Origin of the sequence: Candidatus Arsenophonus lipoptenae (genome assembly GCF_001534665.1) — a bacterium.
Lineage (GTDB): Bacteria > Pseudomonadota > Gammaproteobacteria > Enterobacterales > Enterobacteriaceae > Arsenophonus > Arsenophonus lipoptenae.
Window position 1 is genome coordinate 165,150 of sequence record NZ_CP013920.1, and the last position, 21,046, is coordinate 186,195.

Genomic DNA, 21,046 nt, shown 5'->3' on the forward strand with positions numbered 1-21,046 from the left:
TTAATTTCAAAAATATTTTTTTAAATTAATATTTATTTTGATAATATTAAAATATAAATATTATTATCAACTAACTTTATTAAAAGTTAATAAAATTTAAATATATTTTTTAAAAAAATTATTTTCATTTTATTATGAAGTAATATTAACTTAAAATTCATGTTAAATTATAAAATAAGGAGTATGAAATATGATACAAGAAGTAATACAATTTACTAATCGACATGCAATACTTAGTATAACATGGATTACTTTATTATTATCTGTAATTATTTTGACCTTTAAAAATTTGCTGAGTAAAACAAAAAATATAACAAATATTCAAGCTATACAATTAATAAATAAAAGCGATGCTATTACTATAGACATACGTCCAAATGATGATTTTTATAAAGGACATATTATTAATGCAATTAATTTGACCTCATTAGAAATAAAAAAAAATAATTTAAAAAAAATAGAAAATTACAAACAAAAATTCATTATTGTTGTATCAGCTAATGGTTTAGAATCATCTAAACCTGCTGATAAACTTGTACAATATGGTTTTAAGCATGTTTTTATTTTAAAAGAAGGAATAAAAGGATGGTATAATGAAAATTTACCATTAATATGCAATAAAAAATGATCTATTTAATTAATAAATTAATATAATTAATAAATTAATTTATATATATGCATATAATCATAAAAACATGCAAAGGTAATCAATATTATGTCAGAACAAAATCATGAAAAAATAATATTCATTCAACGGATCTATAGTAAAGATATTTCATTTGAAGTACCTACTGCACCTAATATTTTTCAACAAAAATGGATGCCAGATATCAAATTAGATTTAGATACATCTTCTACTCAATTATACAAACATATTTATGAAGTTATTGTACATATTACAGTTACTGCTAGCCTAACTAATGTAATTGCTTTTCTATGTGAAGTAAAACAAGCTGGTATTTTTTCTATTAATAATATTGAAAAAGAAAAAATGACACATTGCTTAGGAGTTTACTGTCCAAATATTTTATTTCCTTATGCACGAGAATGCATTGCTAACTTAGTTAGCAGAGGAACTTTTCCACAACTAAACTTAGCACCTGTTAATTTTAATACATTATTTATGAACTATCTAAAACAACATTATTCTGATAAAAATAATGATGTAACACATCATCAGGAATTCTAATGAATACTACTGTTTCAATAACAGTTATCGGTGCTGGATCTTATGGTACTGCATTGGCTATTACACTTACTCGTAATGGTCATAAAGTATTTCTTTGGGGGCATAACCCTCAACATATAAAAAAATTACAAAAAGATAGATGTAATAAAAAATTTTTACCTGATATTACATTTCCAGAAAATTTATTACCTGAAATTTCTTTAAAAAGAGCAATAAGTATAAGTCGCAATATATTAATAGTAGTTCCAAGCCATGTATTTAATCAAGTACTGCAAAATATAAAACCATACTTGACAAAATATTCTCGTGTTATTTGGGCGACAAAAGGATTAGAACATGGTACTGGACGTCTATTACAAGACGTAGCCAGGGAAATAATAGGAGATAAAATACCAATTGCTGTCCTTTCTGGACCAACTTTTGCTAAAGAATTAGCTATTGGTTTACCTACTGCTATTGTAATATCTGCTTCCAATATTAAATTTAGTGAAGAATTACAATATATTTTTCATTGCAGTAAAAATGTTAGAGTATATAAAAATCAAGATATGATTGGAGTTCAATTAGGAGGTGCAGTTAAAAATATTATTGCTATTGGGGCAGGTATGTCCGATGGTATCGGATTTGGTGCTAATACTCGTACAGCATTGATTACACGGGGGTTAGCAGAAATAAGTAGATTAGGCATAGCTATAGGTGCTAAATCATCTACATTTATGGGTATGGCTGGATTAGGGGATTTAGTTTTGACATGTACTGATAACCAATCGCGTAATAGAAGATTTGGTATAATGCTAGGACAAGGAATGAAAATTAAAGATGTAGAAAAAAAAATTGGGCAAGTAGTTGAGGGATATTTAAATATTAAAGAAGTTCATGCATTAGCAAAACGTGTTGGGGTTGAAATGCCTATTACCGAACAAATTTATCAAGTTTTATACGGCAATAAAAATATACTAGAAGCAGCATATACATTATTAAATAGACAAATTAAAGATGAAATTAATGATACATATACTATCTAATTTACCAAAAATAATAAACTAAACTTATATCTTAATCTGTAGTAAAATACAACTAAACATAATAAAATTAACAAATTATTAAATATTGTTACTATCTGTTATGATATTATAATTAAATAAAATTTATTATATTAGTTTTTAAAACTCTATATAAAATCATATTATCAAATATACCGTTAATTTTAAAAAAATTACAATAGTAACTTACTAATATATTTAAAAATTAAATCTTAACATATTTCATATAAATATTATTTTAAATAATAAAAATTTTCTTTGATTTTTTTAAATTTTTAAAGATTGATATCTTATAAAAATGATATATACATATAAAAACCAAATTTTAAGTATTATTATCATTAATAATATTTAATATTTTGTTATATTGATCAGTCGTCAAATTAATAAATAACTTAACTATAAGTTATAAATTAAACTAAATTATCTAAAATAAAAAATTGTAAAAGTTATAATAATAAATAGCATTATATAGCTATAAATTCAATTATTACAAAATAGTATCTATTTAAATATATAAAACACATAAATAATTTAATATTCTAGTAAATAAACTTTATAATAAATATTTTTATTAAAAATATTTATTATTTAATTGTAAATATAAAATTATCACTTAAGTATAAAATATATTTTATACTTAAGTGATAATTAATACTGAAAATAAATCTAAAAATAATTTTTACATCAAATAAGCTAATGAAATATTTTAAATATTCAAACTATTTTTATTATAATAAAAAAATCTAATACAAAGTTATAATAGTCTAATATTAAATTGTTAAAATTTATATATTTAATATAGCAAATTATGTAGTAAATTTCAATTTTATATATTTTTTATAAAATTATATTTTAATTTTATTACGTATGCTCACTTATTAGATTAATCATGAAAAATATTATTACTTTTGGAACATTTGATGTTTTCCATGTTGGTCACATAAATATATTAGAGAGAGCCGCATCTTATGGAGATAATCTCATTGTTGGTATTTCATCAGATGAACTAAGTTTTAGCAAAAAGAAAAGATATCCTATATATTGTCAAAGTGATCGCATGAAAATTATTAATTCATTACGATGTGTAAATAAAGTTTTTATTGAAGAATATTTAGAATTAAAATTAGATTATATAAAACAATATAATGCTACACTTTTAGTAATGGGGGACGATTGGATTGGTAGTTTTGATTGGGTTAAAAAAGTATGTGATGTTATTTACTTACCAAGAACACCATCAATATCAACAACAGAAATTATTGAAATTGTAGGGTTAATGCCAAAATGATAAGCAGGAAAAAATTTATTAAAATTATAAAAAAAATAATTAGTATTTTAAGTTTATTTATACCTAAAAATAACAAAAAAATAATATTTAAAAGCATACCAGATCTTTCAGGCAATGCTAAGGCATTGAGTGAATTTATTAGTAAAAACTGTCATGGTTATCAAATTCTTTGGTTAGTATCTAGTAATATAGAATCGGATAGTTTTAATGTTATTAAATCAGGAACGTTGAAATCGTTTTATCATTATTTTACAAGTAAATATGTTGTAACAACACACAATGAAATGATTGGGACTACATCAAGTTCACAAACTTATATCAGTTTATGGCATGGAATGCCATTAAAAAAAATAGGATATTTAGGGTTTGATAGCATTGGAATGGAGGACTATTCAGCTAATAGAATAGCAACATCAGAAATTACACGTTCTGTTATTTCTGCTTGTTTTAGAGAAAAAGCTAATAATATTTTTATAACTGGTCAGCCTAGAAATGATTTTCTATTTGAAAATCGTATTATAGACTTTATAAATAACAATGATAAAAATAAAATAATCTTTACACCTACTTTTAGAGTAAATCAAAAATCATTAAAATATTCAGATGGTATTGCAATTAAGAATAATAATTTTTTTCGTGTAACTGATTTTAATATAAAAATTTTAGATTCTTTTCTTGAAGAACAGAATGCAGAGCTTTTTATTAAGCTTCATCCTTTTGAAGAAAACACATTAATTTCCACTGAATTAACTAAAAATATAACTATAATAAAAACAGATATGCTACAAAAAAGAAATTTAGATATAAATCATTTGCTTAATAAGATGGATATTTTAATTACAGATTACTCATCAATTTATTTTGATTATCTATTACTAGATCGACCTATTTGTTTTCTTATTCCTGATATTGATATATATCAATCTTTAAAAAATGGATTTATACTTGAACCAGTTAATTTTTGGATGCCGGGGGCACATATATTTAATCAATACTCATTACAGAATGAATTAAAAAAAATATTATCTGGTAAAGATAAATATCAGAAACAACGTGCTATAATTAACAATTTAATCAATTTTCATAAAGATGAGAATAGTAGTGAACGGGTATTCCAAAGATTTTTTTTCTAAAATAAATAAAAAAATAAAAATTAAGATTTTATTAGGAGATATCTCTTCAAGAGGTGGGATAGAGAAAGTATCTATTTCTTTAGCCAATGTACTTTCAAATAATTATGACATTACAATAATAAGCTTATATAAATCTAATCCAGAAATATATTTTAAATTATCAAAAAATGTTAATATTTATATATTACACGATGGATATGAAGAAAGCATGTATAATAGAAAAAAAAATTTATTCAAGGAATGATATTTGATTTACGATATATATATAAAAAAAATAAATTATTAAAAAAAGTCATTAATAACAATGATATTATCATATCCAGTGATACAAAAATGTCATTTTTAGCAAAATTATCTAGTAGTAGATATATTGTTGCAATTGAACATTTTGAATATGATATCATAAATCCACTTTTAAAATATATTCGAAAAATTATCTATAAAAAAATTTCAGCAGTTATTACATTAACTAATGAAGATGTAAAGAAATATTCTTGGTTACCAAAAAATAAGCACAAAATTATTCCAAATATTGTTGAAATTCCAAAAGAAAAAAATTTTTTAAAAAAAAGTAAAAAAGTATTAGCTATCGGACGTTTTGTTGAGCAAAAAGGATTTGATCTTTTACTTTCTGCATGGTCTAAAATTTCAACTGAAGGATGGTCATTAACTATAGTTGGAGATGGTAAAGATAAATTTTTATTGCAAAAAATTATCAAAAATAATGAATTAAATAATGTATTTCTGGTTCCTTTTACAAAAAAAATAGAAAACCATTACAAACAAGCTGAAATATTTATTTTATCGTCACGTTATGAAGGATTAGGAATGGTTCTTCTTGAAGCTCTCTCATATAGCATACCATGTATAAGTTTTAATTGCCCTGCAGGGCCTAAAACAATTCTTAATAAGAATAATGGAATTTTAGTTAAATCTGGAAGTATTAAAGAATTATCAATAGCAATAGAAAACCTTATGAAGGATGAAAATTTAAGGAAATTATATTCAAATAAAGCATTATCTAGTATTAAAGAATATAACAAAGAGCAAATATTAAAACTTTGGATTAAAACAATCGAGCAAATATACAAATGAATGTATTATATGATTTTATTTTTATTACTAATATTCCTGCATTTTACAAAGTTAATCTATTAAATAGATTAGCAAAAAATTGTTCTATAAAAACAATTTTTATAGGGAAAAAATCAAAAATAAGAAATAATGATTTTTATAATTATCACCATGAATTTGATAGTGAATATATAAATAATGGAAATTTTGAGGATAGAAATAAGTTAAAAACATTTATTAAAATATATAAAATCATAAAAAATATTAAATATAATAAACTAATTTATCCTGGATGGGAAATAAAAGAATTGTTTTTTTTATCTTTTTTAGCAAAAAAAAATAATAATTCAATTATTATTGAAAGCACTATAAATGATACAAATATACAAGGTTATACATGGATTTTAAAAAAAATTTTTATTAATAGGATGAGTTCGGCATATATTTGTGGAAATATGCAAAAAAAAATACTTGAAAAAACAAAATTTAAAGGAAAAATTATTATGACATATGGTGTAGGTATTCCTAATTATATTAAATATCCTTTAAAAAATTATAATAAAAAAAAAAATAAATTAACACTAACTTATTTATATGTTGGAAGATTATCTAAAGAAAAAAATTTATCATTTTTAATAAAAATTTTTAATAAAAGATCAGAAAAATTAATTATTGTTGGTGATGGTCAAGAATTTTATAATTTAAAAAAACAGGCTAATAATAATATTATTTTTTTAGGTTATATTAATAATAAAAATTTAAATAAAATTTATAAATTAGTAGATGTGTTTATTTTACCATCAATATCAGAACCATGGGGTTTAGTAATAGAAGAAGCTCTTGTTTTTAATTTACCTATAATAATAAGCAACAGAGTAGGATGCAAAGAAACTTTAGCTTTAAACAAAATTGGATTAATCTTTGATATCAATAATAATAATTCATTAAAAAAATGTTTAGATGATATGAATAAAAATTATAAAAAATATTTTAAATATGTAAGTAATGTAAATATGAATTCTGTATACAATAGACAAGTAAATTCTTATTTAGAATCCATTTCTTAAAATAAAAATGCAATCTAGAACACTAAAAAATTTTTTAAATTATGCTATAGGGGATATATTAATTAAAGGATTTTTATTCATATCAATGCCTATATTTTCATATTTATTTGATCCAATTCAATATGGATATTACTCTCTTATAAATAATTCAATAATAATTTTATATGTATTTATAAGTTTAAATTTACAAAATGCAGTAATCAATAGATGTATGATAACCAAAAAAAATCTTTATAGTTATTTGTCAACTATAATTTATTTTATTATACCATTTCAAATAATATTAATATTATTTGAACCTTTTTATAGTGCATTCATTAGCTATTATCTTGGCATAAATCAAAAAGATTTTATATTTATATTAATAATATGTATAATGTTGACATATATATATATATATACTGCATATCTTCAAGCATCAAGTCAAAGTTATCACTATATCATGATTAATACGATTTCGAAAATTATCGAAACAATCTTAATTTTTTACTTTGCATACTTTTTGACATCAAATAAATACATGTCAAAAATATATGCACAAATAATTATCAATATTATAATTATAATATATATAATAGTATCATTTAAATTTAAATTTAGCAAATTTAAATTTAAATATTTAAAAGAAGCATTAATATTTTCAATACCATTAATGGGACACGTTATATCAAATGCACTATTAGCTCAAATTGATAAAATTATCATAAGTAAATTTATTGGATTATATGACGCTGGAATTTATTCTTTTACATATAACTTTAGTATTTGTATTATCATTATTATTATAGCATGGAATTCTGCATGGCGGCCAAATTTTTATTATTTTTTAAATAATAAAAATTATTGTGTCATAAAGAAAATAACATATGGTAGTACAATATTAATTTTTTTAACTTGTATAATTAGCATGTTATTTTCTAAAGAAATGATTTATTTTTTAAGTAGTTATAAATATCATAGCAGTATACCCATACTACCATTAATAATTATTGGAAATGCATTAATTCATATTTATCTAATTTATGTTAATTTTCTTTTTTATAAAAGAAAGACAATCATTATTTCTTGTGCTACATTTGGAGTATTAATTATTAATATAATACTAAATTACTATTTAGTTCCTAAATTTAATATTACAGGATCTGCTTGCTCAACAATTATCTCTTACTTCTTCTTAGCATTGCTAAACTACTCAATAACAACATATATTACTAAAAATAATATTATTTCATTTAAATATCTTATTTTCTATACAATAGGATTGTTATCAACATATCCAATAATTTTATATTTAAATAATTTAAATTTAATTATAAGTTTACTCATTAAATTTATTATTTTTAGTATTATCATCATGTTTATCAAAAAATTTGCAATTCTGAAATTATTAAATAATTAATATGATGATTTATACTTTATATTCTATAATAATATTATTAATTGCTAATATTGATGTCACTTATAGAAAAAATAAACTAATAACTAAATATATTTTATTTGCACTTATTATCTTGGTAGTTGGTTTACGTTACGAATTAGGTGTAGATTGGTTGTTTTATAGAAACATATTTAATGGCAATAATAAAAATACATTAATAATAGAATTTGGATATAAATTATTATCTTCATTTATAAGTTTTCTTGGTTTTAATTTTTGGCTTTTTGTATGTATGATAAATATATTTATATTATTAATACTTTATCATTTTTTTAAAAAATATTCACCATTCCCATTTTTTTGTTTAAGTATTTATTTTATTTCATCGTTTGGATTTAATATTGAAGCATTAAGACAAATAATTGCAGTTGCAATTATTTATATTGCATTAAATTGTTACTTAAACAACAAAAAAAAATATTATACAATTTTATGTTTATTAGCTTCATCTTTTCATATATCTGCAATATTATTTTTAATTTTACCATTTATAGATTGTCATTTTTTTAATCAATTAATGAAAATCGGCACTCTAATTGGTTTAGTCATACCTACTATAGATTTCTATCCTATGAAAATAATTTTCATTATATTAGATTTACTACCAAATAATGCATTTTTAGAAAAAATACTATTTTATTTTTTACATGAAAATACTAGTAATTTATTTTCATTTAACTTAATATTTAAAATCGTAATAATCTTTTATTACTTTTTTAAAAAAAAATATATTTGCTATGAATTAATGAACAAAAGAATATCATTAAAAACATTATTTAGTTTAGAATCTCTTATATTAATAATGCTAATTATTAATATTTATTTTAGCAAATGTGGAACAATAACATCTAGAATAAACGAGTATTTTGCACCAATATTTATTTTATTAGTCAGTTATTTAATTATGATTAATAAAGAATTAATTAACAAATTTATATTTTCGTTTGCATTTTCATGTTGCATATTAATTTCTTTTATTAGATTTAGTTTAAATGATTATTTTCAAAAACAATATATTCCATATAGAAATTATCTTTATTTTATAATAAATAAGAATGAAAATTCTTCTACTAGAGAACAATCTGTAAGATTACATTGGATTGAAAGGAAAAAATAATGCTATTAGTTAACGTTAGTAATTTATATACTGGAGGAGGACTACAAACTGGTATTTCTGTTATTGAAGAATTTACAGCACTAAAAGTTAAGTATATAGCTGCTATATCACCTCCAATATTTGAACAATTATCTGATGAAGCAAAAAAATTATGTGTAGTGATAAAATTAACACCATCAGGTTTATTGAATTTTTCAGCAAGAAAAAAATTAACTAATTTAGTGCAAAAATATCAAGTAACAGATGTATTTACTGTATTTGGTCCAAGCTATTGGATACCTAAAGTAAAAAATCATCTAGTAGGATTTGCACAAGCTTGGATAATTTATGATACAACAACTATTATTGACACTCTTTCTTTAAAGGAAAGAATTAAGAGAATAATTCTTAATTTTATACAAAAATTTTTTTTTAAGTATAATGCTACTAAACTTGTAACTGAAACAAATGATGTTAGAAGAAAAATTATAAGTCTGTTTAAAACTAATCCAAAAAATATATTTACAGTTTCAAATGCTATTTCATCTGCATTTTATGATAAAAAAAAATATGATTACAAAATTTTAAATAAACTTCCTACTAAGAATAATGATATATGGTTGCTTACAATAGCATATGATTATCCACATAAAAATTTAAAAATCATTACTAAACTTATAAATAAGTTACCTTATAAATTTAAATTTATTTTAACAGTAAATGATGAATTTAAAAAAAATTTTTCAAAAAAAAATCAAAATCGTATTATAACTTTAGGGAAAATAACTAATGTACAATGTCCTCCTATATACGAAATCTGTGATGCATTATTTTTACCTACCTTATTAGAATGTTTTAGTGCTTCTTATATAGAAGCAATGTATATGGAAAAACCTATTTTTACATCCAATAAAACATTTGCAAAAGCAATATGTAAAAATGCTGCTTATTACTTTAATCCACTTAATATTGATGATATAAGTAAAACTATTATTAATGCCTACGATAATAAAACAATGATTAATAAAAAATGTTTGCTGGGAAAAGCACTTATAAAAAAATTGCCTTCTGCAAAAGACAGGGCTAAAAAATATTTAAATATTTTATATGCTAAGTAATTTAAAAAAAAGAAATATTATAATACTTATTGATGACTATATTCCATATAGCAGCAAAATTGCTGCAAAAATGATGCATGAACTTGCCTATGAATTAGTTAAACGTGAAAATCAAGTCACTGTAGTGACACCATATAATAATTTAAAAAAATATTGTGTAATTGAATACATTGATAATATTGAAATTGTAAGATTTAAATTAGGAAAAATTAAAAATTGCTCATTTATCAAGCGAACTATAAATGAATCATTAATGCCATTTAAAGCATGGTTTTACACAAAAAAATATCTAGAAAATAAAAAATATAATTTAATTATTAGCTATTCTCCATCTATTTTTTGGGGACTATTTACCATAAAAATTAAAAATAAATTTCAATGTTCTGTATATTTAATTCTACGTGATTTTTTTCCTCAATGGATAATTGATATTGGTATTATCAAAGATAATACTTTTATTGCTAAATATTTTAGATTTATAGAAAAAATAAATTATAAATCAGCAGATATTATCGGTATTCAATCTCCTCGCAATATAGATTACTTCAAACAAATATTTGGAGAGCAATATAATACCAAGTTATTATTTAATTGGATAAATCCTAAAATAGAAACAAAAGATATAAATTTTAAAAAAAATAATGGATTAGACGAAAAAGTTTTATTTTTTTATGGTGGAAATATTGGTAAGGCACAAGATACTAAAAAATTAGTAAAATTATCTCAAAGACTTCAACATAAATCTACCGCACATTTTGTTTTTTTAGGACAAGGAGACGAATTTTTTATTATTAAAAAATTAGTAAAACGTAATAAAATCAATAATATTACTATTTTACCTAAAGTATCACAAAAAAAGTTTAATGCAATTTTAAAAGAAGTTGATATTGGTATGTTTTCTCTCAATAAAAATCATAAAAGTCATAATTTTCCTGGAAAAATTTTAGGTTATATGGTAAATAGCATTCCAATTCTAGGAATTGTAAATCCAAATAATGATCTAAAAGATATTATAGAAGAATACAATGCAGGTTTTGTTTCTATAAATGGTGAAGATGATATTTTATATAAAAATGCATTAACTTTACTAAAAAATAAGTTATTAAGAAAACAGTTAGGAATTAATTCAAACCGTCTATTACATAAAAAATTTACAGTTTATTCAGCTATTGACGAAATTTTAAATAATCAAGGTTAAAAATGCTTAATTCAAAAAAATTACTTATTACTGGAGGAACAGGTTCATTCGGTAATGCAATACTAAAGCGTTTTCTAAAAACAGATATCACTGAAATTCGTATTTTTAGTCGTGATGAAAAAAAACAAGATAAAATGCGTAGGAAATATAAAAATAATAAGTTAAAGTTTTATATAGGTGATATCAGAGATTACCAAAGTTTATCAAATGCAATTAAAGATGTAGATTATATTTTCCACGCAGCTGCTTTAAAACAAGTTCCTTCTTGTGAATTTTATCCTATTGAAGCGGTTAAAACTAATATTTTAGGCACTGAAAATGTAATTGAATCAGGTATAAATAATAAAGTTAAACGTATTATCTGCTTAAGTACAGATAAAGCAGTATATCCTATTAATGCTATGGGCATTTCTAAAGCTATGATGGAAAAAATTATTTTAGCAAAAGCTCGTAACTTATCAAAATCATCTACTGTAATTTGTGCTACTAGATATGGAAATGTAATGGCATCAAGAGGTTCTGTAATTCCATTATTTGTCAATCAAATCTTAAAAAACAAACCTATTAGTGTAACTAATCTTGAAATGACAAGATTTATGATGACCATTGAAGATGCAGTAGATTTAGTAATGCATGCCTTTTCTAAAGGAAAAAATGGTGATATTTTTGTTCAAAAGACACCAGCGGCTACAATTGAAGTTTTGGTAAAAGCTATTACTGAATTAATGAATAAACCAAAACATCCTATAAATATCATAGGATTTCGTCATGGTGAAAAGCTTTTTGAAACATTATTAACTAGAGAGGAAATGAGTTATGCAGAGGATCAAGATAACTATTACCGAATTCCATTAGATAATCGTAACTTAAACTATAGTAATTTTTTTAAAACAAAGGAAAAAAAAATCACTGAAATAACTGATTATAATTCTCATAATACAACAAAACTACTTATTGATGATATAAAAAAACTACTATTAAAATTGAAATTTTTCAAAAAAATTATTAGTAGTAATATTGCAACGTTAGAATATTAAATATGAAGCAAAATGTACTGATTACTGGTTCTAATGGATTTATAGGAAAAAACCTAAATTTAGCTCTTAAGGAAAGAGGGGTTCCAGTTTTAACATTCACCCGTGAAGATGATTTAAATATACTTAAAAATAAAGTTATAGATGCAAATATAATATACCATTTAGCTGGTGTTAATAGACCATTAACTAATAATGAATTTATTTCTGGTAATACTAATCTTACAAATATTCTAGTTAAAATTATTGTAGAGAATAATCCTAGTATTTCATTAATCTATGTATCATCTAAACAAGCAGAAAATGATAATCCATACGGAAAAAGCAAATTAAATGCAGAAAAAATTATTTTTAATGCAATTAAAACATCAAATATTAATGCATATATTTATAGATTAAATGGAGTATTTGGAAAATGGTGTAAACCAAATTATAATTCTGTTGTTGCAACATTTTGTTATAATATAATTAATAATATACCATTAATAATTAATAATCCTTCATTTAATTTAGAAATTATTTATATTGATGACTTAATTGATGAATTTCTTAAATATTTAGATTTAAAAAAAGATAATAATTATAATATATATCATGATGTTCCAATTAAATATAAAATTTCAATTCAAGAATTAGCAGATAAAATTATAAGTTTTAAATATTTTCGAAATAATTTAACTATTAATTCAGTAGGTAATGGTCTTAATCGTGCCTTATATGCCACTTATTTAAGCTATTTACCATCTAGAGAATTTTCATATTCTATTCCAACACATAATGATATGAGAGGTACATTCGTTGAATTAATAAAAACATCTAATTGTGGTCAATTTTCATTTTTTACTGCAAAACCTGGAGTAACACGTGGTGGACACTATCATCATACTAAAAATGAAAAATTTGTTGTTATATACGGTAAAGCACTATTTAAGTTTGAAAATATTATAACTCATGAAATTATTGAATTAGAAAAAGACTCATCTAATATAGAGATTGTAGAATGTATACCTGGTTGGGCCCATAATATTAAAAATATAGGATCTAGTGAATTAATTGTAATATTATGGGCTAATGAAATTTTTGATATTAATAAAACAGATACAATACCATGGGATATTCCATATGAACGATAAACTATGTATACTTAGTATTATTGGAACGAGACCAGAAATTATAAGACTTTCTGAAATATTTAAGAAGCTTGATATATATTGTAATCACATAATTGTTCATACTGGTCAAAATTATGATTATACATTAAATGAAATTTTCTTTAATGATTTAGGTGTTAGAAAACCAGATTATTTTCTTAATTCTGCAGGTAAAAATGCAGCAATTACAATTGGTAATATTATAATCAAAATAGATAAATTACTTTTTAAAATAAATCCAGATGCAATATTAGTATTAGGTGATACAAATAGTTGTTTAGCTGTATTATCTGCTAAAAGAAAGAAAATACCTATTTTTCATATAGAAGCAGGTAATAGATGTTTTGATCAAAGAGTTCCAGAAGAAATTAATAGAAAAATTATTGATCATATTGCAGATATTAATTTAACTTATTCAGATATAGCTAGAGAATATCTACTAGCTGAGGGTTTTAATCCAGATCGAATAATAAAAATTGGTAGCCCCATGTATGAAGTTATTCATAAACATATTAATAAAATTAATTCATCAAATATATTAAATCGTATTAAGCTTAAAGCTGGCAAATACTTTATTATCAGTGCTCATCGCGAAGAAAATGTGGAAAACGCAAATAATATTAAAAAATTAGCAGATATTTTAAATAAAATTGCAGAAAAATATGATTTTCCAATAATAGTATCAACACACCCACGCACTAGAAAATGTGTAGAAAAAAACAATCTTATTTTCCATTCAAATATTCAACTAATAAAACCACTCGGTTTTACTGATTATGTAAAATTACAAATTGAATCTAAAGCTGTACTTTCAGATAGCGGAACGCTTATAGAAGAATCTTCTATTCTTAATTTTCCTGCATTAAATATTCGTGAAACACATGAAAGACCAGAAGGAATGGAAGAAGCTTCAGTAATTATGACTGGTTTAAGTACAAAAAGAATAATACAAGCATTATCTATTTTAGAAAACCAACCAACTGGAAAACATCGCTTATTAAAATTAGTCAACGATTACTTTATACCTAATGTTTCAGATAAAGTGATCCGTATAATATTTAGCTATATTGATTATGTTAATCGTATTATTTGGAAAAAATATTAGAATTTTATTATTTTTAAGTAATAGTGTTAATATAAATATTATAAAATATTAAAATAATTAAATAACTTTCTTATTATTTTAATTAACTAATGTAGTTAACTTACATCTCAGATAAATTATATATTAAAAATGTAATTTATTTTTTACTTGTGGATTTAATAAATCAGTAATACTTCCTTCAAATATCTTAGCTGCCATACCAATTGATTCATATAATGTAGGATGCGCATGAACAGTTAATGCAATATCTTGTGCATCACATCCCATTTCAATTGCTAATCCAATTTCACCAAGTAATTCTCCAGCATTAACACCAACAACCGATCCGCCAATAATACGATTAGTTTTTTTATCAAAGATAAGTTTAGTAATACCATCTAAATAATTAGATGCAATAGCACGACCAGAAGCAGTCCATGGAAAACTAGCTATTTCATAATTAATATCTTTTTCTTTAGCTATTTTTTCAGTAATACCAACCCAAGCAATCTCAGGATCAGTATAAGCAATTGAAGGAATAATTTTTGGATCAAAATAATGTTTTAAACCAGAAATAACTTCTGCAGCAACATGACCTTCATGAATGCCTTTATGTGCCAACATAGGTTGGCCTGCAATATCACCAACAGCATAAATATTTTGGATATTAGTACGCATTTGTTTATCAGTATTAATAAATCCATGATTGTCTACTTCTATCCTTAAATTACCAAAATCGATTAAATCACTATTTGGAATACGACCAGTTGCAACTAAAATAGTATCATAAAAATTTTTCTTAATAGATCCATTCTTATCTTCCATTGTGACATATAAACCGTCTTGTTTTACTTCTACTGAAGTAACTTTAGTTTCTAATAACAAATTAAAATTTTTACTTATCTGCCTAGTAAAAACTTTAATAATATCTTCATCTACTGCAGGAATAACTTGATCAAATATTTCAATAATATCTATTTTAGATCCTAATGCTTGATAAATAGAACTTATTTCTAAACCAATAATACCACCGCCAATAACTAACATATATTTAGGTACTTCCCTTAATTTTATAGCATCAGTAGAATCCCATATTCTAGGATCATTATGGGGAATAAATGGAAGATGTATTGGACGTGAACCAGCTGCAATAATAGCATTATCAAATTTTATAGTTATTCTTTCTTTTTCAGAGTCAACTATTAATGTATGATCATCAATAAACTTACCTATTCCATTAATAACCTTAACATTACGATTTTTTGCCATTACTTCTAAACCAATTGTTAATTTACTAATAACTTTATCTGTCCATAATCTTACTTTATTAATATCTATATTATGTTCACCACATATAATACCATGTGATATCAATGACTGTACTTCTTTAATAATTTTAGAAATATGTAATAATGCTTTTGATGGAATACAACCTACATTAAGACATACTCCACCTAATGTAGAATAACGTTCTATTAAAATAGTTTGTAAACCAAGATCTGAACAACGAAAAGCTGAAGAATATCCTGCTGGGCCAGCTCCTATAACTACTACTTGAGTTGTAATTTCAATACTCATTATGACCTCTTAATTTCATCTATCAGATATATTATACAAAAAAATTATATAAATATACCATAGATAATTTATAAAATAATTATATTGCTAAAATATACTAACACAATAAAAATTTAAAATTTATGTTAAAATACAATAATTCTATAGATAAATAAATAATTAAAATAACACTATATTGTTTTATAAACATATTTAATTACATAATTAAAAGACGAACATCACTCATTAGCTGTGAAATCCTAATCATAAAACGAGCTGCATCTATACCATCAATTACACGATGATCAAATGATAGTGACATAGGTAATATTAATCTTGAAATAAATTCACTACCATTCCATATTGGTTTAATTACTGAGCGAGATAATCCTATAATGGCTACTTCTGGAGCATTAATAATTGGTGTAAAATTTGTAGTACCAACATTACCTAAATTAGAAATAGTAAAACTACCACCTTGCATTTCAAATGAAGTTAACTTACCAGAACGTGCTTTTTGTGATAATTCTATCAATTGTTTTGAAAGAGTAATTATACCTTTTTTATTTACATCACGAATAACAGGCACAACCAAACCATTATGAGTATTAACAGCAATACCAATATTAATATATTTTTTTAAAATTAACTTTTCAGTGTTATCAGAAATTGAACTATTAAACTTAGGCATTTCTTCTAGTACTCTAGAAACAGCTTTCATAACAAAAACCAACTGAGTGATTTTTATACCATTTTGTAACTTTTCTATTTCTTTATTTTGTTGATTACGAAAACTTTCTACTTCTGTAATATCAGCATTTTCCATTATAGTGACGTGTGGAATACTAATCCAATTATTACTTAAATTAGAACTAGATATTTTTTGAATACGTCCTATATCAACTTCTTCTATTTCACCAAATTTACTAAAATCAGTTTTTGAATATGATAAAAACCCTTTAAAACCTCTTATAGACTGTTTATTTTCAGCAATCCTTATCATTTCTCTAATATAAATAATTACATCTTCACGAAGAATACGCCCTTTGCGTCCGGTTCCAACTATATTAGCTAAATTAATGCGAAATTCACGTGCCAAGCGGCGGATAATAGGTGTGGCATGTACATAAACTTCATTTTCAATAAATTTATACATATTATCAGAAATATTATTTTTCTTAGTTATAAAGGAATCATCTTGAAAATCTTTAGAGCATGAAATTAATGATTTTTTATCAATTAAACTACTAGAGTCCATTACTTTAGATTGCATGAATTTAATTTTATCAACTATAAAAATCATTAATAATGATCCTGTTTTGATTTTATCGCCTCTTGTAATTTTTATGCTTTTAACCTCACCGGCAAAAGGTGCTGGAATTTCCATAGAAGCTTTTTCTCCCTCTACAGTAAGCAATGATTGTTCAATAGAAACTTTATCACCAATATTCACCATTACATCAATTACTTCAACAAAATCATAACCGATATCAGGTAAAATAACTTCTTTTAACTCCAAATCACTTTTTATTTCATAGGTATCTTTATTATCTTTTTCATTTTTTAATTGTAAATTAGAATGTGTTCTAGCGCTAACTAATGTTTCTTCTTTATCTTTCTTAGTAAATTCATCAAAAATCATGATTAATTGTCCAGCTGCTACTTTATCACCAACTCCAATTTTAATCTCTTTCACAATACCAATTTGAGGTGATGGGATCTCCATAGATGCCTTTTCACTCTCCACGGTAATTAAATGTTGCTCCACATCAACTATATCACCAATTGTTACCATAATTTCAGTAACTTCAACTAAATCATGATCAATATCAGGCATATTAATTTCAATTGACATTGATTGTACTCCTTATGCCAAACGCGGATTTATTTTTTCTGGATCAATTTTGTATTTTTTAATAGCTTCCTCCACAATTTTAAAATTAATTTGATCACATTTAGCTAATTCAACTAAAGAAGCTATTACAATATAAAATGTATCAACCTCAAAATAATGACGTAAATTTGCACGACTATCTGAACGACCAAACCCATCAGTTCCTAAAACACGATAATTAATTGCAGGAATATAACAACGAATTTGTTCTGCAAATAATTTCATATAATCTGTTGATGCAACTGCAGGTGCATCATTCATAATTTGAGCAACATATGATATTTTAGGTTTAGCAGTTGGATGTAACATATTCCAACGTTCACAATCCTGTCCTTCTCTAGCTAATTCAGTAAATGATGTTACACTATAAATATCAGAACCAATACCATAATTAGTCAATAAGATTTTTGAAGCATCTCTAATATGACGCATCATTGCACCAGATCCTAATAATTGAATCTTGCCATTTTTACCTTTAAGTGATTCAATTTTATATATACCTTTTCTAATACCTTCTTCAACACCAAATGGCATTGCTGGCATATGATAATTTTCATTTAAAACAGTAATATAGTAGAAAATATTTTCTTGTTTTTCTCCATACATACGAACTAAACCATCATGTATGATAACAGCAATTTCATAAGCATATGCAGGATCATAAGAAATACAATTAGGTATTGTCAACGATTGTATATGACTATGCCCATCTTCATGCTGTAATCCTTCACCATTTAATGTCGTACGACCAGAAGTTCCACCAATTAGAAATCCTCTAGCTTGTTGATCTCCTGCAGCCCATGATAAATCACCAATACGCTGAAATCCAAATATAGAATAATAAATATAGAATGGTATCATGGGTAAATTATTCGTGCTATAAGATGTAGCTGCAGCTAACCAAGAAGAAAAAGCACCTAATTCATTAATACCTTCTTGAAGAATTTGACCTTCTTTGTCCTCTCTATAATAAAAAACTTGTTCTTTATCTTGAGGAGTGTACTTTTGCCCACTTGAATTATAAATACCGATTTGACGAAATAAACCTTCCATACCAAACGTGCGAGCTTCATCAGCTATGATTGGTACTATACGATCTTTTATTAATTTATTTTTTAATATTAAACTTAAAAAACGAACAAAGGCTATTGTAGTAGAAATATTTTTCTTTTGATCTACTAATAATTGGTTAAAATATTCTAGATTAGGAATATTTAATTTTTCACTAAATATAGGATTTCGTGTTGGTAAATATCCACCTAATGCCTGACGATGTGAATGTAAATATTTATATTCATCTGAATCTTTCTTAAAAGAAACAAAAGGTAATTTTTCTAATTGATCATCTGTTACTGGAATATTAAACCGATCACGGAAATAACGAATACCTTCTATATCCATCTTTTTTACCTGATGAGCAATATTTTTACCTTCAGCAATAGTACCCATACCATATCCTTTAATTGTTTTAGCTAAAATAACAGTAGGTTTATCTTTGGTATCTTGTGCTAACTTAAAAGCAGCATAAATTTTTTTAGGATCATGACCACCACGATTTAATGACCAAATTTCATCATCTGTCATATCATTTACTAACATACTTGTTTCAGGATAACGATTAAAAAAATGCTTACGAATGTAAGAACCATCTTTAGACTTAAATGTTTGATAATCACCATCTAAAGTTTCATTCATTAATTGAATTAACTTACCTGAAGTATCTTTAAGTAATAATTTATCCCATTTACTTCCCCATAATACTTTAATAACCTGCCATCCTGCACCGGTAAAAATATCATTTAATTCATTAATAATCTTACCATTACCTATAACTGGACCATCAAGTCGTTGTAAATTACAATTAATAACAAAAACAAGATTATCTAATTTTTCACGAGTTGCTATTGTGATAGCTCCTTTTGACTCCGGTTCATCCATTTCACCATCACCAAGAAAAGCATATACTATTTGATCTTTGGTATTTTTTAATTCTCGATTTTGTAAATATTTTAAAAATTTTGCTTGATAAATAGCAGTAATTGATCCTAACCCCATAGATACTGTAGGAAATTGCCAAAACTCAGGCATTAATTTAGGATGGGGATAAGATGAAAGACCATTACCATGAATTTCTTGTCTAAAATTATCCATTTGTTCTTCAGTTAAACGGCCTTCTAAAAATGCACGAGAATAAATACCAGGAGAAATATGTCCTTGAAAATATACTAAATCTCCACCATTTACATTATTTTTTGCACGAAAAAAATGATTAAAACATACCTCGTATAAAGTAGCAGAAGATTGAAATGAAGATATATGACCTCCAAGATCTAAATTCTTTTTAGAAGCTCGTAAAATCATCATTAGAGCATTCCAACGAATTACAGATCTAATACTACGCTCTACACCCATATCTCCTGGATAATCCGGCTCATCCAATACCGAAATGGTGTTTATATAATCATCATTTTTGGTGCCTGCTATTATATTGATACCTGTTTTACGTACTTGTTCTAATATTTGATTAATAAGATAATAAGCACGATTAATACCTTCTTCACGGATTACCGATTCAATCGCCTGCAGCCACTCGCGAGTTTCAATCGGATCCACGTCATTTTTTAACACATCTGACATGGTATATTCCTTAAATATAAAATTTTTATAAAAAGAGCATTG

At 24.2% G+C, this 21,046-nt stretch carries 18 protein-coding genes; 15 read left to right on the forward strand and 3 right to left on the reverse strand.

The window, feature by feature from the left end; all coding sequences use genetic code 11:
* Positions 1–190 precede the first annotated feature (190 nt).
* The 15 genes from AUT07_RS00685 (at position 191) to wecB (ending at position 14,937) form a co-directional block, all read left to right on the forward strand.
* The gene (locus AUT07_RS00685; protein WP_066282816.1) at positions 191–628 is read left to right on the forward strand and encodes a rhodanese-like domain-containing protein; all 438 of its coding nucleotides are present in this window, start codon (positions 191–193) and stop codon (positions 626–628) included.
* Positions 629–715: 87 nt separating this feature from the next.
* On the forward strand, positions 716–1,189 hold the full coding sequence (gene secB, locus AUT07_RS00690) for a protein-export chaperone SecB (protein ID WP_066282819.1): 474 nt from the start codon (positions 716–718) through the stop codon (positions 1,187–1,189).
* A complete protein-coding gene (gene gpsA, locus AUT07_RS00695; RefSeq protein ID WP_066282821.1) occupies positions 1,189–2,214 on the forward strand; it encodes an NAD(P)H-dependent glycerol-3-phosphate dehydrogenase in 1,026 nt (341 codons plus the stop codon). The genes secB and gpsA overlap by 1 nt, the downstream gene beginning before the upstream one ends.
* A 910-nt stretch (positions 2,215–3,124) precedes the next feature.
* Positions 3,125–3,523 (forward strand): FAD synthase family protein, encoded by a 399-nt coding sequence (locus tag AUT07_RS00700; RefSeq protein WP_066282826.1) that lies wholly within the window; start codon positions 3,125–3,127, stop codon positions 3,521–3,523.
* Positions 3,520–4,656 carry a CDP-glycerol glycerophosphotransferase family protein gene (locus AUT07_RS00705; RefSeq protein ID WP_066282829.1) on the forward strand — a complete coding sequence of 379 codons (1,137 nt, stop codon included), beginning with the start codon at positions 3,520–3,522 and terminating at the stop codon, positions 4,654–4,656. Before AUT07_RS00700 ends, AUT07_RS00705 begins: the two co-directional genes overlap by 4 nt.
* Positions 4,625–4,900 (forward strand): hypothetical protein, encoded by a 276-nt coding sequence (locus AUT07_RS00710; RefSeq protein WP_066282830.1) that lies wholly within the window; start codon positions 4,625–4,627, stop codon positions 4,898–4,900. Before AUT07_RS00705 ends, AUT07_RS00710 begins: the two co-directional genes overlap by 32 nt.
* 89 nt (positions 4,901–4,989) lie before the next feature.
* Positions 4,990–5,751, forward strand: coding sequence for a glycosyltransferase (locus AUT07_RS00715; RefSeq protein WP_157871120.1), 762 nt, complete (start codon positions 4,990–4,992; stop codon positions 5,749–5,751).
* Positions 5,748–6,797 carry a glycosyltransferase gene (locus AUT07_RS00720; protein WP_066282836.1) on the forward strand — a complete coding sequence of 350 codons (1,050 nt, stop codon included), beginning with the start codon at positions 5,748–5,750 and terminating at the stop codon, positions 6,795–6,797. Before AUT07_RS00715 ends, AUT07_RS00720 begins: the two co-directional genes overlap by 4 nt.
* 7 nt (positions 6,798–6,804) lie before the next feature.
* A complete protein-coding gene (locus AUT07_RS00725; RefSeq protein ID WP_066282839.1) occupies positions 6,805–8,196 on the forward strand; it encodes a lipopolysaccharide biosynthesis protein in 1,392 nt (463 codons plus the stop codon).
* Position 8,197: 1 nt separating this feature from the next.
* On the forward strand, positions 8,198–9,352 hold the full coding sequence (locus AUT07_RS00730; RefSeq protein ID WP_066282843.1) for an EpsG family protein: 1,155 nt from the start codon (positions 8,198–8,200) through the stop codon (positions 9,350–9,352).
* The gene (locus AUT07_RS00735) at positions 9,352–10,449 is read left to right on the forward strand and encodes a glycosyltransferase (protein ID WP_066282866.1); all 1,098 of its coding nucleotides are present in this window, start codon (positions 9,352–9,354) and stop codon (positions 10,447–10,449) included. The genes AUT07_RS00730 and AUT07_RS00735 overlap by 1 nt, the downstream gene beginning before the upstream one ends.
* Positions 10,439–11,647 carry a glycosyltransferase family 4 protein gene (locus AUT07_RS00740; protein ID WP_066282869.1) on the forward strand — a complete coding sequence of 403 codons (1,209 nt, stop codon included), beginning with the start codon at positions 10,439–10,441 and terminating at the stop codon, positions 11,645–11,647. The genes AUT07_RS00735 and AUT07_RS00740 overlap by 11 nt, the downstream gene beginning before the upstream one ends.
* Before the next feature lie 2 nt (positions 11,648–11,649).
* A complete protein-coding gene (locus AUT07_RS00745) occupies positions 11,650–12,684 on the forward strand; it encodes a polysaccharide biosynthesis protein (RefSeq protein ID WP_066282874.1) in 1,035 nt (344 codons plus the stop codon).
* Between the two features lie 2 nt (positions 12,685–12,686).
* Positions 12,687–13,814, forward strand: coding sequence for a polysaccharide biosynthesis C-terminal domain-containing protein (locus AUT07_RS00750; RefSeq protein ID WP_066282877.1), 1,128 nt, complete (start codon positions 12,687–12,689; stop codon positions 13,812–13,814).
* Positions 13,804–14,937 (forward strand): non-hydrolyzing UDP-N-acetylglucosamine 2-epimerase, encoded by a 1,134-nt coding sequence (gene wecB, locus AUT07_RS00755; protein ID WP_066282879.1) that lies wholly within the window; start codon positions 13,804–13,806, stop codon positions 14,935–14,937. The genes AUT07_RS00750 and wecB overlap by 11 nt, the downstream gene beginning before the upstream one ends.
* A 123-nt stretch (positions 14,938–15,060) precedes the next feature.
* Here wecB and lpdA read toward each other — a convergent pair whose 3' ends face one another.
* The 3 genes from lpdA to aceE form a co-directional block, all read right to left on the reverse strand.
* The gene (gene lpdA / locus AUT07_RS00760; protein WP_236860978.1) at positions 15,061–16,497 is read right to left on the reverse strand and encodes a dihydrolipoyl dehydrogenase; all 1,437 of its coding nucleotides are present in this window, start codon (positions 16,495–16,497) and stop codon (positions 15,061–15,063) included.
* Between the two features lie 193 nt (positions 16,498–16,690).
* Entirely contained in the window at positions 16,691–18,328 is a 1,638-nt protein-coding gene (locus AUT07_RS00765) for a 2-oxo acid dehydrogenase subunit E2 (protein ID WP_066282884.1), read from the reverse strand.
* Positions 18,329–18,340: 12 nt separating this feature from the next.
* A complete protein-coding gene (gene aceE, locus AUT07_RS00770; RefSeq protein WP_066282886.1) occupies positions 18,341–21,004 on the reverse strand; it encodes a pyruvate dehydrogenase (acetyl-transferring), homodimeric type in 2,664 nt (887 codons plus the stop codon).
* Positions 21,005–21,046: the final 42 nt, after the last annotated feature.

Coding starts and splice junctions, on each gene's coding strand:
- AUT07_RS00685 (WP_066282816.1), top strand. CDS start 191: ATGATACAAGAAGTAATACAATTTACTAATCGACATGCAATACTTAGT.
- secB (WP_066282819.1), top strand. CDS start 716: ATGTCAGAACAAAATCATGAAAAAATAATATTCATTCAACGGATCTAT.
- gpsA (WP_066282821.1), top strand. CDS start 1,189: ATGAATACTACTGTTTCAATAACAGTTATCGGTGCTGGATCTTATGGT.
- AUT07_RS00700 (WP_066282826.1), top strand. CDS start 3,125: ATGAAAAATATTATTACTTTTGGAACATTTGATGTTTTCCATGTTGGT.
- AUT07_RS00705 (WP_066282829.1), top strand. CDS start 3,520: ATGATAAGCAGGAAAAAATTTATTAAAATTATAAAAAAAATAATTAGT.
- AUT07_RS00715 (WP_157871120.1), top strand. CDS start 4,990: ATGTCATTTTTAGCAAAATTATCTAGTAGTAGATATATTGTTGCAATT.
- AUT07_RS00720 (WP_066282836.1), top strand. CDS start 5,748: ATGAATGTATTATATGATTTTATTTTTATTACTAATATTCCTGCATTT.
- AUT07_RS00725 (WP_066282839.1), top strand. CDS start 6,805: ATGCAATCTAGAACACTAAAAAATTTTTTAAATTATGCTATAGGGGAT.
- AUT07_RS00730 (WP_066282843.1), top strand. CDS start 8,198: ATGATGATTTATACTTTATATTCTATAATAATATTATTAATTGCTAAT.
- AUT07_RS00735 (WP_066282866.1), top strand. CDS start 9,352: ATGCTATTAGTTAACGTTAGTAATTTATATACTGGAGGAGGACTACAA.
- AUT07_RS00740 (WP_066282869.1), top strand. CDS start 10,439: ATGCTAAGTAATTTAAAAAAAAGAAATATTATAATACTTATTGATGAC.
- AUT07_RS00745 (WP_066282874.1), top strand. CDS start 11,650: ATGCTTAATTCAAAAAAATTACTTATTACTGGAGGAACAGGTTCATTC.
- AUT07_RS00750 (WP_066282877.1), top strand. CDS start 12,687: ATGAAGCAAAATGTACTGATTACTGGTTCTAATGGATTTATAGGAAAA.
- wecB (WP_066282879.1), top strand. CDS start 13,804: ATGAACGATAAACTATGTATACTTAGTATTATTGGAACGAGACCAGAA.
- AUT07_RS00765 (WP_066282884.1), bottom strand. CDS start 18,328: ATGTCAATTGAAATTAATATGCCTGATATTGATCATGATTTAGTTGAA.
- aceE (WP_066282886.1), bottom strand. CDS start 21,004: ATGTCAGATGTGTTAAAAAATGACGTGGATCCGATTGAAACTCGCGAG.